The sequence below is a fragment of the Maribacter sp. HS genome, assembly GCF_048059195.1.
Classification (GTDB): domain Bacteria; phylum Bacteroidota; class Bacteroidia; order Flavobacteriales; family Flavobacteriaceae; genus Maribacter; species Maribacter dokdonensis.
This window is the reverse complement of the sequence record NZ_JAYLVV010000013.1, coordinates 1-19,555: the sequence shown is the minus strand read 5'-3', so window position 1 is coordinate 19,555 and position 19,555 is coordinate 1. Positions and strand designations below refer to the sequence as shown.

Genomic DNA, 19,555 nt, shown 5'->3' with positions numbered 1-19,555 from the left:
TATGAATGGGGCGGTGGCGCTCAGTACCCTATCGAGGCGGATGCGCTCCGGGTGCAGGTGTACAGTGACGGCGGCACGGATCTCGTGAGTATCCATTTGCGCGGCCGTGGTGGCGTTTCGGGGTATGTGGACGACAGTTCCACCGCCACGAAGGCGACACTGGTACAGTACCTTCCGGTATCGTCCATGTCCTCCAAAACGAGTGAGAGCCCTGGCAACGGTATGGTCGTTTACCCGAACCCTGCCGTTGATGAAACATCGGTAAGTTTCGATCTCCCGACCACTGTAGGTGCCATTCGGATATTCGATGTAACGGGTAGGTTGGTTCAGACCATCAAAGGTGGGCCGATCGACGATAGGGGTTTACCTATAAGTGTAAGGGATATGCCGGAGGGAGTGTTTTTTGTAAAAACAACGGATACCGCAGGTGTTGAGTTCCAACAGAAAATGTTGATCCAACGGCAATAGGATTTATCGACTAACCTAAAAATAAAAAAAGGAGACCTGACAAGGTCTCCTTTTTTTATTTATTAAAATAGAAATTAGATCAACAACAATCATTATGTAAAATATTATTAATACCATTTCTTTTAAAAAACCTTATTCATAATAAGTCGTTTAACGATTAAATTATACTTTAATCGTTAAATGACTCTATTTTAATGTATAATATATATTCTTGTTTAAGATATATTTTTTGAGATATTGTACTTTAAAGTCAATATTTCCCCCTTCAAAAAAGGTATTTATTACGTACCCCACTTACGCTAATAAATTGACCTAATAGTGCTTTGGTTTTTAATTAACCAAACCTATACTAATGATTTTTAGATTCCGCTTCAATGAATTTACGACTATGTCGTATATATCAATTATTGCAAATTTTTGTCGACTATTATAAAACTTGGACATAGGGCTTTTTCCTATGCCCAAGTTTTTTTTGTCAATAATTACAATCTAACCAGTCATTAAAGAAACAGAAAAGCAAATTCTATGAAAAAAATTACCCTACTCTTATTTTTATTATTCTATACGGCTATTTCTTTTGGTCAAGCACCTTGTTCCAATATAAGTACACTAGGCTGTAGTCAAGTTGAAGTTGAATTTCCATTAAATTTGGAATTTAATGGAAATCAAGGAGGTATTTTAAGTACTGGTTTTACAATGGTAGATGCTCCTTCTTCCAGATTAATTTCTGATGATATAGGTGCAGATCCAAATGTGCCTGGGTTAAAAAGTGGAAATTTGTCGTTGTTATCGGGGCAACTTAATGTAATGGCTACCAATGGAATAAATTACAATCAACCTTCTAGTAGTGGGAATACAAATTCTCAAATGAATGCTTTAGGTGTTGGTTTAACTGTTAGGACCAATGTGGTAAATATAGAAGCAACGTTTGCGCAGCCAGACTTTAATTCGTCAACTCCGGATAATAAGTCACAACAAGCTGGTATTTGGTTTGGATTAAATGAAAATAATTTTATAAAATTAGTTGCTGTAGATAGGCCTGGCACTAATGCTCAAAAGTTTCAATTGGCATTAGAGCAAAACGTAGGGGGAGAAACTGGTTCTGGTACTACCATGACAATAGAGGAGCTAAATACCGTTAATGTGCCCACCATTGGGGTTACTAATATAACCCTAAGGATTTCCATTGACCCGGTTACAAATACAGTAACTGGTTTTTATACTTTAGACGGTGCTTCTGAAGTCCAAGTAGTTGGTCCTGGTAATTCTTTAAACGTGCCAGAGTCTTTCTTTGTTGGAGTAGATCACGATAATAATGTAGCCACGAATGCAATATCTTTTGCTGGAATAATGACAAGCACGAGAAGTTCAACTGGAGGCTCTTTAGTGGTTTCTTATGATAATTTTGTTGTTAATGAGGAAGTTACACCTTTTGAAGCTCACATAAATTTTCAAAATAACCCTTCATTCACCACGCCTCCAACAGGATACGTATCCGATTATGGCAAAAATTTTGGAAACGCAAGCATATCAGTTGGGTCTAATAATTATCAATTTGGCTGGAAATTAGCTTCAGACGGTTTAACACCGATTGATATTTCAAATGAGGTTTCAAATAATGGGGGTTCTGGAGCTTCAGGTGGAGCGGGTAGAAATAGAATTACTGGTACTTATAATAGTGTTTCGGACCTAGAAAAATTACAAGGAACATTAATACATTTTCAGGGTGATAATATTATTTCTAATAGCGGAGGAAGTCAATCTTGGTTAAATCAACCTAGAGGGAATGAAGTAATTTGGGAAATCGAAGTGCCAAATGGAACTTATGAAGTAACGGTAGGTCTTGGTGATAAAGATGCTAATAATCTTGATAGTCGTCACAGTGCTACTTTGGAAGGGTACACAATAATTCCTGCTTTTGTTCCAACACCAGGTCAAACCGTTATAGAGACAATGATTGTTGCAGTTAATGATGGATTACTTACTATGAATGGTGTGGGTGGTTTTAATTCTAAAATCACACATATTGATATAGTAGAAAGTACCGGAACTCCAGTTAATGGCATACTTTCTTTCTCACCAAACACAATAAGTGAGATTATAGCAGATGGAGCAACAGGAGCTTTTTCAAGTGCACTTTCCGGTTCGGGAGCTACAAATATCGGATTGGTAATTAATGATAATATTAATGTTGTAGATAAAACACTTACTGGTGAAAATGATTGGTTAGCAATACCTACAACCAATACTTTAGGTCAATTTGATTTTACTATTGATGCTTCTGCATTGGCGGAGAACGATACTAGAAATGATAAAATTATAGCAACTGCAAAAGGTTTTAAACCTGCCGAATTAGATGCAGATATAACAGTGGAATCAATTGTTGTCCCAACTGTTTCAGTTCCATATCGAATGAATGTTGCAGGGCAAGATTATACCAAGGATGGTAATTTGTTTGTTGTTGAAAATACGGTTTTTCTTGAAGAAACAGTTTCAACTACCGCATCTACGAGTTCATATACGCTTGTGGGAAACAATGATACGGATTTGTATTACCCAAGAAGATATGGAGCAGATTTCAGTTATAATTTTCCTATTGCTAATGGTGAATATACAGTGGCACTTCATATGATTGAGAATTTTCATGATGCTACGGGGGCAAGAGTATTTGATGTTAAAATTGAAGGAAACACGCTAATAAACAATTTAGATCTTGCAACATCTTATGGTAAGGGAGTTTTAGCCTTACAAAGTTATGATGTGCTTGTAGCCGATGGAGAATTGAATATAGATTTCGCAGCTTCAGCGAATAATGCAATTGTACAAGCTATCGAAATTCTTCCTATTTCTTTAAGTGATGAAAATGATATTATCGCCTTAACTTTAGAAAATGAAACAGGTGCTGCAACCATTGACGACACTGCAAAAACAGTCGCAATTGAGGTAACACATGGCACTTCACTTACCAATTTAGTGCCGACTATTACGGTTTCAGATAATGCAACCATTAGTCCGAACAGCGGATTGGAACAAGATTTTACAAACCCTATAATTTATACCGTTACGGCTGAAAATGGGTCAGAACAGATTTGGACGGTAACCTTAACAGAGGCACCTAGTGATGCAAATGATATTCTGGCTTTTACACTAGATCAACAATCTGAAGCTGCTATTATAGATAATGTAGCGCACACAGTAGTAGTTGAAGTATTGAATGGTACGTTACTCACTGGGTTAGAACCGACAATAATAGTTTCTGATAATGCAACGATAAACCCAGAAAGTGGATTGGTACAAGATTTTACAAATCCGGTGGACTATACAGTAACCGCAGAAGACGGTACAACCACTCAAGTATGGCAGATTTCAGTATCTGAGGCCACATTAACTAATACGGCACCTTCTATTACAAGTTTAGCCACCGTGAGTGTTAAAGAAAATCAAACTGCTGTAATTGATGTTGAGGCTACTGATGATAATGATGTGGAAGGTCCAGGTCTCGTATATTCTTTAACTGGATTAGTAGATGATTCACTTTTTGAAATTGATCAAGTAACGGGTGTTATAGGTTTTATAACAAGTCCTGATTTTGAAAATCCAACAGATGCTGGAGCAGATAATGTATATAATATACAAGTGTCACTTACAGATTCGGGAGCACTAACTGCAGTGCAAGATATTGCCATCACTGTTACTGATATTTCTGAAACTACTGGTTTTGCAATAATTGAGGATTTTGATTCTTATGGAGTAGGTAATCTACATGTAGTGGCGCCTTCCGATTGGTTAAGAGAAAATGGAACAGGGGCCGTAATTCCAGTAATCGCTGAGGGTTTAACACCAAATACAACGAATTCACTTGACTTCTCCTTAGGTGGTCAAACACACGATTATATTCCTTTAGATAATTCATCGGTAACTTTAGTTGCCAATGAGCCTTTTTACTTTGGTACTTATTTTAAGGTGACAAGTGCGAATGCAAGAGTTCGAACTGCACTGCGAATTGATGATGAAATTGGAGGTGACCAATGGATTCGAGAACAAGTTGCTAACGATGGTTCTGGAGGATTAATTGCTAGAATTGGATTGGCCGGTGCTGGTTCAGATAACGGTAACTTGGTAGTTGATTCTGACGAGGTATTCCAATTTGTTGTTCAAGGTGAATGGGATGGTGTTGATACAATTACATATTCGTGGACAACCCAACCAAAATTGAATATTAATGAAACAGTTTGGACAGCAGCGGGTACACATACAGTGCAGGGTACACCTGAAATAGGACGATTGTTTATTAGTTCTTCAAATACCAATAATGCGAAATTAGGTCCAGTTCGTATTGCAACAGATTATACAGCGGTTGTAACTGAAGAAATAAACAATGCTCCAGTTATAAATGAGCAAACATTTACTGCGGTTGAAGATCTCGCAATAAACAGTATTATTGGTACAGTAGTAGCCACAGACTCTGATTCGGCAAATCTTAATTATACAATTACTGCTGGAAATATTGGTAATGCCTTCGATGTTAATAATTCTACTGGCGAAATAACTTCGCTAGTTGAATTAGATTTTGATAGTAACCCTCAATATGTTTTAGCTGTTGAGGTTAGCGACGGAGAAAATACTGTTTCTGCAGATATTACTATAAATATTACTGAAGTAATAGATATAGAATATTGTTCTCCAATTAGTACATTAGATTGTGAAGAAATTGAAGTTTCGTTGCCGCTTAATTTAGATTTTTCTTCATCCGTAGAAAATTCAATACTTGAAAATTCTAATCAGGGTACTGGTTTTACAATGGTGCTAGAAAATTCAGAAGCGCGAAGAGATGGAGATATTTCGGTAACCAATCCGAATATAAATGGGTATGAGGCATCACTTTTATCATTGAATTCAGGAGTGTTAGAAATTCAATCACAAGGAGGAATCGCTTATTTAAATCCACCTGCTAGCAATAACAACAATAATCAAATAAATACTTTAGGAGTTGGATTTGATGGTTTAAATGAATCGATTTCCATTAAAGCTACAATTCTAAATATAGTAACAGGTGGAAGTTCAGCTCAAGCGGGAATATGGTTTGGGTATGATGAAGATAACTTTGTTAAGTTAAATGTAAATAACGATAACGTAGAAATTCGAGTTGAATCGGCAGGGCTTTCGAATGCATCACAACAAGTACAAGATAATAACGTCGGTGTTTCCGGAAATGATGTAACCTTAGAATTAATTGTAAATCCTGTTGCATTAACTGCTGAAGCAATTTATACGATAGGTTCTGGTAGTAGTGTTTCTCTTGGGTCTATTCAAATTCCAGCTGATTATTTTACTGGTAGAGACATTATTGAAACAGGGTTACAAGACAACATGAGTTTCGCAGGTATTTATGCAACCCATAGAGCCGGTGCTCAATTTACTGCAAGTTTTGATGATTTTAGTGTTCATTCTGCAAACGTTAGTACGGCAACTGAAATAACAGCATTTAGTTTTACTGAAGAAACCGGTATAGCAACGATCGATGATTTAAACAATACAATTGCAATTCAAGTAGTAAGTGGAACTACATTAACAGCATTAACACCTACAATTGAGTTGTCAACTGGTGCAACAATTAGTCCACTGTCTAATACTTCACAAGATTTTAGTACACCATTTATATATACAGTAACGGCTGAAGATGGAATTACAAGTGAAGCATGGACTGTGACAGTAACTGAAGAGTCAATACCCTGTACACCAATAAGTACATTGGATTGTGATGAAATTGAAGTAGGATTACCATTAGCACTTGATTTTACCGTTGCTAATGGAAATATGTCTGATACAGGCTTAACAATGGTTTTAGAGCCAAGTGCTCGTTTAGCTGCTGATGATGTTATAGCTCATTCAGATGTGTCTGGCTATGCTCCAAGTTTACTTACACAAAATGCGAACGGTCTATCTATAACAAGTACTAAAGGTATCTTTTATAACCAACCAGTAGGTGCACCAAGAAGTAATAATACAAATTCTCAAATGAATGCACTTGGTGCAGGATTAGTTGTTCCTTCTGGTGTTTTTAGTGTTAGCTCAACTTTAGAAAATCCCGATTTTTCCGTTAGTGCTACCAATAATTCGCAACAAGCGGGTATTTGGTTTGGTTTAGATGAGGATCACTATTTAAAATTGGCTATTCTTAAAACTGGTAATACATCAAGAAAAGTACAATTGCAGGTTGAAAATATGGATGAAACAACTTCCGAAACTGCATTTTTAGAAATTAATACGGGTAATATAGCATCCAATACTGGTGAAATTACACTTAGAATGGAGTTAGATCCAATTAATAATACGGTTAAAGGTTACTATTCTTTTAATGGAGGAGCTGAAATTTTAGTTTCAAATTCAGGGGGTGATGTTTTAAGTGTGCCTTCCAATTATTTTGAAGGAACAACTTTCGATTCTGCTAACCCAGCAAAGGAATTAAATTTTGCAGGTGTTTTTACTACGCACCGAAATGCTGCTGAAGACCAATCAATAACTGCGATATTTAAAGATTTTGAAATAGCAGTAGAGGAAGTTGCTTTAGAATTAGCTTTTGATGATTCTGAACTTAACTTTATTGGTAATGTAGGTACAACAATACCTTATCAATCAACACTACTGTCTTCTACCTCTGGAAATCCAACAGTAATATTTTCAGATGATCCAGATGCATTTGAATGGTTAGTGTTACCCTCTGAGACTACTGTTGGTGAGGTTACTTTTAGTATAAAAGAAAATGTTCCTGCGGGCACATATAGTACTAGAGTTTTTGCAATTGATGACCCTGAATTAGGATACGAAAATGCGGAAATTACTATAAATTTAGAAGTTCGTGAAAAACAAACACCATTAGTTTTAGGTATTACGCCATCAGATGGTGCTACAGGAGTTTCGGTAAATGCAAGTGTTTCTGCAAATAATCTGTTTTTGCCAAATTTTGATGAAATTGGAAATACAGGTGTAGATAATAATTCAATCAATAATTCAACAGTTAAAATTTATAAGGAAGGTAATACAACACCAATTGCCTCTACGGCGAATGGCACTGGAGGAGGAGATGCTATTAGTATTGTTCCATCACAGCCATTAGAATCGAATACAACTTATGTTGTAGAAATAGATGGAGTGCTTGATGTTACTGGCGAACCTTTTGCATTTTTTACTTCTAGTTTTACAACCGGAGGTGGTGGAGGTGGTCCAACAACCGATTTGGACAATGTATCTTTTGAAAATGTAGGTATAGTTGCTTCTGGAGCAAAATACGCAACATTAACTATTGGTCCTGATGGTAAATTATATGGTCTTGAAATAGATGGCGATATTCATCGTTGGGGCTTAAATGCTGACGGTACACTAGCTAATGAACAAGTTTTAAATGCTTGGAAGTCAAGTTATGGGTCTAGAGCTGCAATCGGTTTTGCTTTTGACCCCGATGCAACAGCTACCAATCTTATCGTTTATATCACGCATCAATCCGGTGCCTTAAATAATGCTCCATCTTGGGATGGTAAGATTTCACGACTTACAGGTGCTAATTTAGAGAATGAAGATTTAATAGTTACAAATTTACCAAGATCTAAAAAGGATCATTTAACAAATAGTATTGCCTTTAAATCAGATGAACCAAATGTTCTTTATTTCAACCAGGGTAGTAATAGTGCTGCTGGGGCTCCAGATAATGCATGGGGTAATCGTAAAGAAAGGTTATTGTCAGCTTCTGCTTTAAGACTAGATTTAGATAAGCTTCCTGAAAATCAATGGCCTTTAAATGCTAAAACCACAATGGATCCTGCGGCTATTAATAGTGTAAATACAGGTTCGCCAACTTTAGTTTCTACAGTTTCAACATATACTGAGGACGGACAAACATACGCAGATGACGGCACTTATAATCCATATTATATAAATGCTCCTTTAACGCTTTTTGCAACTGGTATTCGAAATGCATATGATTTAGTTTGGCATTCAAATGGTCAATTATATGTACCTACTAATGGTACAGCAGGAGGAAGTAATGCTCCAGCATCAATTGATGGAACCAGAAGACCGGATGGTTCTTTTTACGACCATTCAAATCCTCTTTATCCAATTATTCCAGCTTCAAATGGAAATAATGTTCAGCGTGACTGGCTCTTCAGAATAGATCCTAATAGTACTATTGGCTTTTACGGACATCCGAATCCGTTACGTGGAGAATTCGTATTGAACAGAGGTGATGCCGATGTAAATAATGCTGTATATAATGGAGTTTCAGCTGATGTTAATTATAGGGGTGACGCTTTTGATTTCGAATTAAATAAATCTCCAAATGGAGTTATAGAATACCGTAGTAATGCAGAAAATGGAAACCTACAAGGAGCTATTTTAGTGGTTAGATATAGTGGGGGTAATGATATTATAGCTTTAGTTCCCGACGGACCGAATGGCGATATTTCTACATTTAAAGTTGGAATTCCTGGTTTTACTGGCTTTAACGATCCTTTAGATCTTATTGAAGATGTTAACACAGGAAATATTTATGTTTCTGATTATGGAAGTAGTAATATAATTTTACTTAAACCTAGTAATCAATCAACACCAAAAGCGGTAATAGTTGTTAGTAATGATGATTTTTCTGGTGATGCTGTTAGCAGTGGAACCAATTCTTATTCCGAAGAGATTACATTGTCTAATTTAGGAAATGCAACATTAAACAATATAACTGCTCAAATTACTGGAGATGATGCAAATCAGTTTAGTTTTTCCGGGTTGCCTTCAAGTATAGCTGCTCAAAATTCAGGTTCATTTGATATCATATTTGATCCTACATCAAATGGTCCTAAGTTTGCTGAGTTAACAATTTCCGGTACCGATGCTGAGCCTGTAATTATTTCATTAAGTGGTCTGGGCAAAGCAGGAACAGGTGGAGCTAGTGAACCATCATTGCAATGGATATTAAATACACAATTAGGTGATGGTGTAGTTAACGTTGGAGATACTGATACGTCTACTAATTTAATTGATTTAGAAAGTGGGGCATCTTATAATGACATTCTAGGAGATGAAGTTGCTATTCAAAAATTTGAAAGAGCATCGGATGCACCGGTAACCTTAGAGGTATTAAGTGTATATGGTCCGGAAGCGAATAATCCTATTGTAGCATTTGGATGGTATGAATCTGGAGATGTAAATAGTGTTACTGAAATATTTAATATAGAAAATACGACTACGAATAATGGTCAAACCTTGAACCCTATTGTAAATGGCTCATTAAGTTTTGACCCAGGAATTGAAAGTTTCGGATTTGTTAGTAGATGGCCATACTTTAGTAATAGACAATTGTTTAGTGAAGATATCCTAAATACTTTTAGTGGTGCAATTCCTCACCATGTTAGAATTTATGAGCTTCCAGGTGAAGAAAATGCCTATATAATTGCTACAGAAGAACATGTTTCTGGGTATGATTACCAAGATATTGTTGTAATTGCTAGAAATATTCAACCTTTTGATGATACGCCAGTTGAGGCATGCGCTCCAATAAGTACGTTGGAATGTAGTGAATTAGCAGTATCTCTGCCATTTGCATTAGATTTTGACGGTACAGAAGGTGGTCTGAGCAATACTGGATTTACAATGGTAGATAATCCATCTGCAAGAATAGCAGCAGATGGAAGCATTTCTAATCCAAATGTTCCCGGTTATGAACCATCAAAAATTAGTGTGACAAGTGGAAACTTAAATATTAATGCAAGCAATGGTATAGCATATATAATTAATGGTACTGGTTCAGGAACAAGTACAGATGTTAACTCTCAAATAAATACTTTGGGCGTAGCATTTAACGCTAACACTATTGGTGATTTTAGTATTCAGACCACATTAATAAATCCGTATTCAGATGGAAGTAACGATTCTGAACAAGGCGGTTTATGGTTTGGTTTGGATGAAGACAACTTTGTTAAATTAAATGTTTCTAATGGCGGACAGGTAGAATTAAGATCTGAAGTCGCTGGAGTTTCAGGGGATGCATCAAAAATTGGAGCTACAAATGTAACAGGTTTACATTCAAGTAATGTTAACTTACGACTATTTGTTGATGTCGAAAATAATTTGCTAACGGCTTATTATACCTTAAACAATGGAACAGAAATACTTGTTGGTTCATTGCCATTACCTTCTGTTTATTTAAGCGGTAATGCAGATTATAGTAATCAGAGTTTTGCCGGTGTATATGCTACCAAACGAAGAGAATTGGTTGCGGATGTTGTATATGTCTTTGAAGATTTTGCAATTACACCAGAAAACCAAGTAACATTTCAACCTGTAAGTATTAATTTTTCATTACCAGAGGATGTTCCTCCTACAGGTTATTTAGTTGATTCAGGATTAGGTTTTGCAGATAGAGGTAATTCTTATTCATATGGATGGTTAACAACAAATGGGCAAACTGCTTTAGATTTATCTGAAAACGCTAGAAATAGAGAAGTTGGAAGTGTTGATGTTCTTCAAAATACATTAATACATATGCAATATGGCGATGTAAATAATGGAGCAGGAACAAATGGAGTACTTACGGAAGGTATTTGGGAAATGGCTGTTCCAAATGGTAATTATACTGTTTCGGTAGGGGTAGGAGATCCAAGTGTGGATTCAAATTCTAATGACATTCCAAATCACACAATTAATGTAGAAGGTATAAATATTATAGATGGATATACCCCGACAGGAACTGTAGGTTCTGCCACTAGGTTTACTTCCGGTACTACAACTGTAACAGTTTCTGATGGTAGATTAACAATAGATGCCTCAGGAGGTCATAATACAAAAATTAACTCCCTAACAATATTAGAAGGAGGTGAAATTTCGGAGCCGTTTTTCACAAATGTAACACCAAGTCATAATGCCGTAAATGTTGCAATAACGGACTTTCAAATAAATGTAGAAGTTGTTACTCCAGTAGGCTATGAACTTGATAAAACTACCTACGCAGGAAATGTAAACCTTTACGAAGTTACCACAGGTGGTGAAGTACTTGTACCTTCAAATTCAAATGACACAGGTGGTGGAGATGCAATTACATTAACTCCATTAAGCCCTTTGAAACCGTTTACCAATTACGTTTTTAGACTTACAAGTGATATTGAAGCTAATCTAGTAGGTGATACTTCGGATCGTTTGGCATTTGCTGAGTTTGAATCTCAATTCACGACCGGTGATGAAGATACGGTTGCTGAATTAGATTTGACTGGAGTAGAATTTACAAAAGTACCTGGTGGTATAGCATTAGGAGATGGTACATCAAATCAACGTTTTTCAAGTTTGGTAATCGGGCCAGATGGCAAACTTTACGCGAGTACTATTGGCAACTTTAATTCTGATGGTAAAATTTATCGTTGGGATATGGCAATTGATGGTACTTTGGAAAATCTAGAAATACTTAGTCCAGAATTGCAAGGAGCAGTGCATCCGGAGGATGGGGCTAGAGCTAATAACGACAGGTTAATTATTGGACTGGCATTTGATCCTGCTTCAACTGCAGAAAATCTAATTGCCTATGTAACACATAGTACTGCCTCAGTTACTAATGGTCCAGAATGGGATGGTATTTTAAGTAAGCTTTCTGGTCCAACACTTTCAACGGTTGAAGATTTAATCATTCATTTACCACGTTCTGGTAAAGATCATTTAACCAATAGTATAGAATTTGACTTGCAAGGTGATATGTTTATTAGTCAAGGAAGTAATACAGCTGGTGGTGATCCTGATCCAAATTGGGTAAATAGACCGGAAAGATTATTGGCCGGAGCAATATTAAAGGTAGAATTGGATAAATTACCATCAGATTTACCATTAAGCGCCTATACTACTGATAATATTAGTGTTATAAATAGTGCTACTTCAGGTAGTTTAACCATGAGTGATGGTTCTTATAATCCATTTGCAACAAATGCGCCTTTAACAATATTTGCAACTGGAGTACGAAATGCTTATGATTTGGTATGGCACTCAAATGGTTGGTTGTACATTCCTACAAATGGTACAGCTGGGAACAATAACAATTCTCCGAATTCTCCTTCTACGGATGACTATCCATTAGCAAGAAGAATAGATGGATTAACTACCATTCCTGATGTGCCTTTATTAACGGGCGGTGAAACCCAAAAAGATTGGCTGTTTAAAACTCAGGGGGGGTCATATCATGGTCATCCAAATCCATATAGAGGTGAATTTGTATTAAATCATGGTGGAGCTCCATATAGCGGATTACCAGGTCAAGAAGAAGCATCTTATACAGATGTTGCAAAGTACCCTAATGATTTAGGTCCAGATCCAAATTATAGGGAGCCAGCATTTGATTTTGGTAAAAATAAATCTCCAAATGGAGCGATAGAATATCAAAGTAATGCCTTTGGAGGCAAACTTCAAGGACTATTGATGGTAGTGCGTTTTAGCGGTCAAGATGATATCTTAGTAATGCAGCCAAAGTCTAATGGCGATATTGGAAATGTTAATGGAGATGTGCCTGGATTGGGTGGATTTGATGATCCATTAGATGTAATTGAAGATCCGAGAACTGGTAATATCTATATATCTGAATACGACAGAGATAATAATGGTACACCTAAATTAACACTATTACGTGCAACGGTACCTGCAACAGTAGGTCCTGAAATTGCAGCTACACCAGATGAATTGATTTTTGAAATTACAGTTAACAATGAAGGTGAAAATTCAAACACAAAAACTGTTTCCGTAACTAATGAAGGTACTGCTGCTTTAAATATTTCTGGTGCAACTATTACTGGAGAATATGCTGATCAGTTCGAATCAGTTACTCCAACAGGTGCAATTTCTCTTGCACCTAGTGAATCTCAGGTTTATTCTATTACATATGCACCTGACTTAAACGGTTCTAATCTTGGATATCAAGAAGCAAGTTTAGTGTTAACTAGTGATGATGAAGTTAATCCAAGTTTCGAAGTTGGTTTGCACGCTTTGAAAAAGGCAGGATTTGAAGGTGGTGAAGAACCAGCTTTACAGGATGTTGTGGATGCTTTAGGAATTGGAGTAAATGTAGGATGGACCTCATTAGCCAATGGGACTAATCCGGCTCCAAGTGGAGATGAATCAGAAGTGGAATTATGGATAAAAGCTTCAGACGCACCTGTAAATGTTACTCCGGTTGGTCGCTATTCGCCAGCAGAAGAACTTCCGTTCGGTTGGTATACTAATACAGAAGGCGTAGTTGCACTTAATGAAGTTGGTGTGTTAGAAGGTGAAATTGAAAACGCGCAGACCTTATTTCCCCCTATAGTTTCTGGGGATAATGTGTTTGATCCATTGGGTGCAGTGTTCGGATTTTATGTTGATTCTAATTCCTTTGGTAGAATAAATTATTCTGAAGATGGGTTAAACGCAATACAACCCTCAGGTGTTGTGCATAGAACTAGAATCTACCCCATGGCAGATCGGGATGGAAATCCAATTGAAAATAGCTATTTGATAGCATTTGAAGATGCATCAAATGGTGATTATCAAGATTATATGTTCATTATAGATAATGTTGTTCCTTATGAAGATGGAACTTTAGTTTTAGATTTTAATAAGAATGAACTAAGTTATGTAGCTCCTATAAATCAAGAAGAAATTCCAACACAAGAATTGATGCTTTCAGGTAATGGAGGCGTAACTTCCAGTGAAATTAGTTTGACTTCGTCTGAAGATTGGGTTGTGTTGCCAACAAGTTTTGAGATCAATTCTTCGTTCGAAATTGGTGTTGACATAACAGGGCTGTCAATAGGATCTTATCAAGCAACAATTACGGCTACTGCATCTAATTATCAAGACGCTACTATAGATGTTAATTTATCCGTTACAAATGAATTGGTGTATGTATATCAATTTAATTTTCAAGATGCTGATGATATTGCGGTTTCTCCACAAGGATATATTGATGATTTAGGGGTGCCTTATGGTGTTCAGGATACTTCTTTAGGAGATTTAAGTTTTGGTTGGGTAGAACCTGGTACATTAACCCCTGCAAATGCAGCAGTTAATGGTAGAAATAGAGAGGGTGATGCACTGTTGAGTACGTTTACAATTATTGGTCATAACAATGCAACCAACTACCCTCAAAGGGACTGGGTTGTAAATGTGCCTAATGGGTCTTATTCCGTAAATATTAGTGTTGGAGATCCAGATTTTTCAGATAGTAATCATGTTTTAGATGTCAACGGTGTTACAATTATTAATTATAATCAAGAAAGTACGGCACCTGATGATTATGGCAGTTTTGAACAAACAAACATGGTTGAGGTTACGGATGGCCTGCTCCGATTGTCATTAGGTGCAGGTGGAGCCAATGCTAAACCTAATTATATTCGTTTAGCACCTATAGATACTTCTTTATTATTACCAACAATTGTAGCTGATTTCGACGGCAATAGTAGTGATGAGAATACTTATAGGGGAGCAGTGTCTATAGAATTAAGTGCTATTGATGAAAGTGAAAGTGGTAGCATTGTTCGATTGGAATATATGTTAGATGACAATGTCTTAGAAGGATATAGTGTGCCAATTAATGTAGTGGACGTCGGTAATCACGTTTTAGTAGTTACTGCAGAAGATGCAAATGGAAACATCGCTGAAGAGACATTTGAGTTTACCATTGAAACTCCATCTGGTGCTTTGTTAGCCTTAGAAAATATGACTAAAATTCCTGGTACGGATAGAGGTTTTCCAGCAGATGATTATTATACTTTTCATAGATTAGGCAATCCAGGACAGGCCGAAGTCCATGATTCAAATGTAATGCGATTGAATAATTCAGGTACTGGTACATTAGTAGTGACTGCAATAAACATTTCTGACGCTAATGATTATTCTTATGAATTATTAGATAGTACTGGTGGAATAGCTACTTTACCTTTAACTATTGAGACTGGAAGTTATGCCGATGTAGATGTAACTTTTATTGGAGGAACCAGTACTGTTAGTAATGGCATTTTTGTAGAATCAATTGAGATTATTTCTAATGCAGATAATGCCTTAGAAAATAAAGCAACTTTACATGGTGCATATTCGCCTCAACCTGAAGGTGGTGATGAAATTAATGCACAAGAAGTTTTTGATGCATTTGGGTTTGAATCCAGTATGTTAAGTGTAGTAAATGATGAAGGTACAATAACACCTCCAAATGCATTACCATACAGACCTAGTTCAAATTATCCTATAGCTGAAAACATTGATGCAGGATATGAGGGAGATTTAATTTTGTCTTCAACATTTGTTCAGGCAGATCCAAGTAAACCGGTTATTGGAATACAGATTTCTGCATTACATGGTGGTCCAAGTTCAAATGGAGCAAAGTTTGTAGAGGTTGACGGAACAGGTACTGTTGGAGGAATTAACTTTAGTCATGATGGTACCTATTATCAAACATTACTACCTAGAAAGGGTGATGGAATTAATTTTGATACTGCTACTTCTATAAGCGGACCATTTAGAATTGCAATTTCCAATTATTTAACAAGTGGAGGCAATAATATTAATGGCAATAGACCGGACTTATTAGGAGCAAGAGTGTACAAAGTTATAGACCATAATGGCGATGTGATTCCTAATGAATATATAGTTTTGCAAGATTTTGTACAAGGAGGTTGTGGAGCAGGTTCTGCTAACTGTGATTGGAATGATAATACATTCTATTTTATTAATATTAGACCTGAAGCGGTGCCAACAGCACAACCTATAGATGATTTATTAGTTGCAATTAATGAATTGTTTTCATTAGATACTAATGAATATTTTGATAAAGGGTATCCCGGAAATATTTTGGAAATAACTGCTACTGCAAATGGTGAAGTACTACCATCTTGGATAAATTTTGATTCTACTACAGGTCTTTTCGAAGGAACACCACCAGTAGGAACAACGGGAAGTTATTCTATAGTTTTAACTGCAGAAGATGCTAACGGACTTACTGCTTTAACTAGTTTTGAAATTAGCATAAGTGAACCACCAGTTGCGAATGATGATAGTTATGTAACAGAGCAAAATGTTGCTATCAACTTGGCATTGTTGGATAATGATTCTGATCCAAATGATCATCTAATTACCATTGTGTCAGTTGAAAGTCCTTTAAGTGGATTAGCAGAGTTAAATGAAGCGGGCACAGAAGTATTATATACACCAGCTTTAGATTATGTAGGTTCCGATTCGTTTAGTTATACTGTTGAAGATGAAACAGGACTACAGGCAATTGCAAACGTTTCAATTAGCATTAATGAAGCGAATCAAGCACCTGTGGCCGTAATTACAACAAATACCATTGAAGGCCCCGCTGCACTTTACGTTGATTTTGATGGAAGTGGGTCATCTGACGATAACGACAATATCGTGTCATATCTATGGAATTTTGGTGATGGAAGTGGAACATCAACAGATGCTGTTACAAATTATACCTACAATACAGTGGGTGTTTATCAAGCTAGTTTAACTGTTACTGATAATCTAAGTTTGTCGCATACTGATTATATAACTATTACGGTTACAGGTGTTGGAAATACAGCTCCGAATGCTGTTGCTTCTATTACACCAATAGGAGGGGTGAATTCGCTTCAATTTAATTTTGATGGTAGTGCCTCAAATGATGCAGAAAGTGGATTGACATATGAATGGAATTTTGGAGATGGTTCTCCAGTTTTAACGGATCAAATAACCCAACACACTTATGAGTTTGCCGGTATTTATTCAGTTACTTTGAAAGTAACAGATGCTGGTAACCTTATGGATTCATTTACTATAGACGTAGAAGCTAAGGACGAAGTTGTTAATGACTTTGCGTTACGTATTAATGCAGGTGGACCGGAGTTAATTCATAACGGTGATGTTTTTGCTGCGGATCGTGATTTTGTTGGCGGTAAGGTATATGAGAACACAAATGCCACAGTTGCTACTTTGTATCAAACAGAGCGTAGTGCCTCACCTCCAACGTTTGGTTATGATATTCCATTGGTTGATGGTGATTATCAAGTAATATTGCATTTTGCTGAGATTTACTGGGGAGCCAACGGAGGTGGAGCTGCGGGAGAGGATAAACGCGTATTCGATGTAACTATGGAAGGGAATACCATACTAGATGATTATGATATTAATGCCGATGTAGGTTCTCAAACAGCAGTGACTAAAACTTTTGATGTAACGATGTCGGATGGTATTTTAAACTTAGTTTTCGATGCGTCAGGTGGTGACGGGATCAATCAGCCAAAGTTATCGGCTATTGAAGTAGTTGGTTTAGGAGTTGCTAATGAGCTTCCTATTGCAGATGCTGGTGAAGATAAGAGTATTACGTTGCCAACCAATAATATTGAGCTAGTAGGTTCGGGAACAGATTCCGATGGTACGATTACTTCATATGTTTGGACTAAGGAAAGTGGTCCAAATGGCGAATCATTAAATGGCGTAAATTCTTCGACATTATCCGTAGGCAATTTAGTTGAGGGTATGTATATATATAGATTGACTGTTACTGACAATATGGGTAATGTTGATTTTGATGAAGTTTCTTTAACCGTATTACCAGAAGAATTGCATTATAGTTATGCCCTGCGTATTAACGCTGGTGGTTCAGAGTTAATGCACAATGGCGAATTATTTATATCTGATAATTATTTTGTAGGAGGTAAAATATATGAAAATACTCAAGCTACCGTTTCGACATTGTATCAAACAGAGCGTAGTGCTGACCCTCCTGCTTTTGGGTATGATATTCCATTAGGAAATGGAGATTATAAAGTGATGCTTCATTTCGCTGAAATTTATTGGGGAGCAAATGGTGGAGGTCCAGATGGAGAAAACAAACGTATTTTTGATGTAACATTAGAAGGCAATACGATACTTGATGATTATGATATTAATTCAGATGTTGGTGCTCAAAATGAAGTAATTAAAACTTTTGATGTAACTATATCTGATGGAATGTTGAATTTAGTATTAGAAGCAGAAGGAGTCGATGGCATTAATCAACCAAAATTATCAGCTATAGAAATATTGTCTAATGAAGATATAGATAATCAAAACCCTGTGATTACTTTAAACGGTGAGTCTTATTTGGAATTGAACATAGGTGATGAGTATGTTGAATTGGGAGTGTTAGCAATTGATAATATTGATGGTGACATCAGCGAGTTAGTTATTATAGGCGGTGATATAGTTACTACTGAAGTTGAAGGTACTTATGTGGTAACTTATAATGTTAAAGACAGTTCTGGAAATGAATCGGAAGAGGTGATCAGGCGTGTTGAGGTAGTGGATGTTACTGAAGCGTTCAATGCCCCTGATGCGGATATCAACCTGGCACTGTTGGATGATGCCGTCCTTGGAGGAAGTGTCGACGGAGGTCGGGGAACCATGGAGGCGATCTTGTACGACCCCGTGACGGAGAATTATTATACGCCTACGCGATTCAACGAGTACGGAGTGGCCTATAGGGACAACCTGGGCCGTCCGGGCGCGGAGGACGGTTTCCGTTGGCAGGTGGACTGGTCGAGTACCAAGCTGGTGAACTATATCACCTTCGGCGGGACGTACCCCAACCAGCCCCAGCCCAACTCCATGTGGCGCATCTCTTATCTTCGCAACGGTACGTGGACGGTTCTTGAAGAGGGCAAGGGTGGCTGGATCGACTCGGGCATCTATGAATGGGGCGGTGGCGCTCAGTACCCTATCGAGGCGGATGCGCTCCGGGTGCAGGTGTACAGTGACGGCGGCACGGATCTCGTGAGTATCCATTTGCGCGGCCGTGGTGGCGTTTCGGGGTATGTGGACGACAGTTCCACCGCCACGAAGGCGACGCTGGTACAGTACCTTCCGGGCGACCATGGTCCGGACACGACCGCACCCGTAATTACGTTGAACGGGGCGAACCCCCAGGTCATAGAGCTTGGGTCGGGCTATACCGAGCTTGGGGCCACGACGGACGACGGGTCTCCGGTGGACATAGACTCTAGTTCCTTTATGGACGTAGTGGGCGGTTACGATATCGTATACAGTTCCACCGATGGTACGAACCGATCGGAAG

At 37.4% G+C, this 19,555-nt stretch carries 2 protein-coding genes; both read left to right on the top strand.

Annotated features, from left to right (window positions below):
- Nucleotides 1-186: 186 nt before the first annotated feature.
- A complete protein-coding gene (locus VBZ51_RS18905) occupies nt 187-468 on the top strand; it encodes a T9SS type A sorting domain-containing protein (protein WP_416577964.1) in 282 nt (93 codons plus the stop codon).
- Nucleotides 469-993: 525 nt separating this feature from the next.
- Nucleotides 994-19,555: malectin domain-containing carbohydrate-binding protein (locus tag VBZ51_RS18900; RefSeq protein ID WP_416577963.1), on the top strand; the 18,562-nt coding region annotated here is incomplete at its 3' end.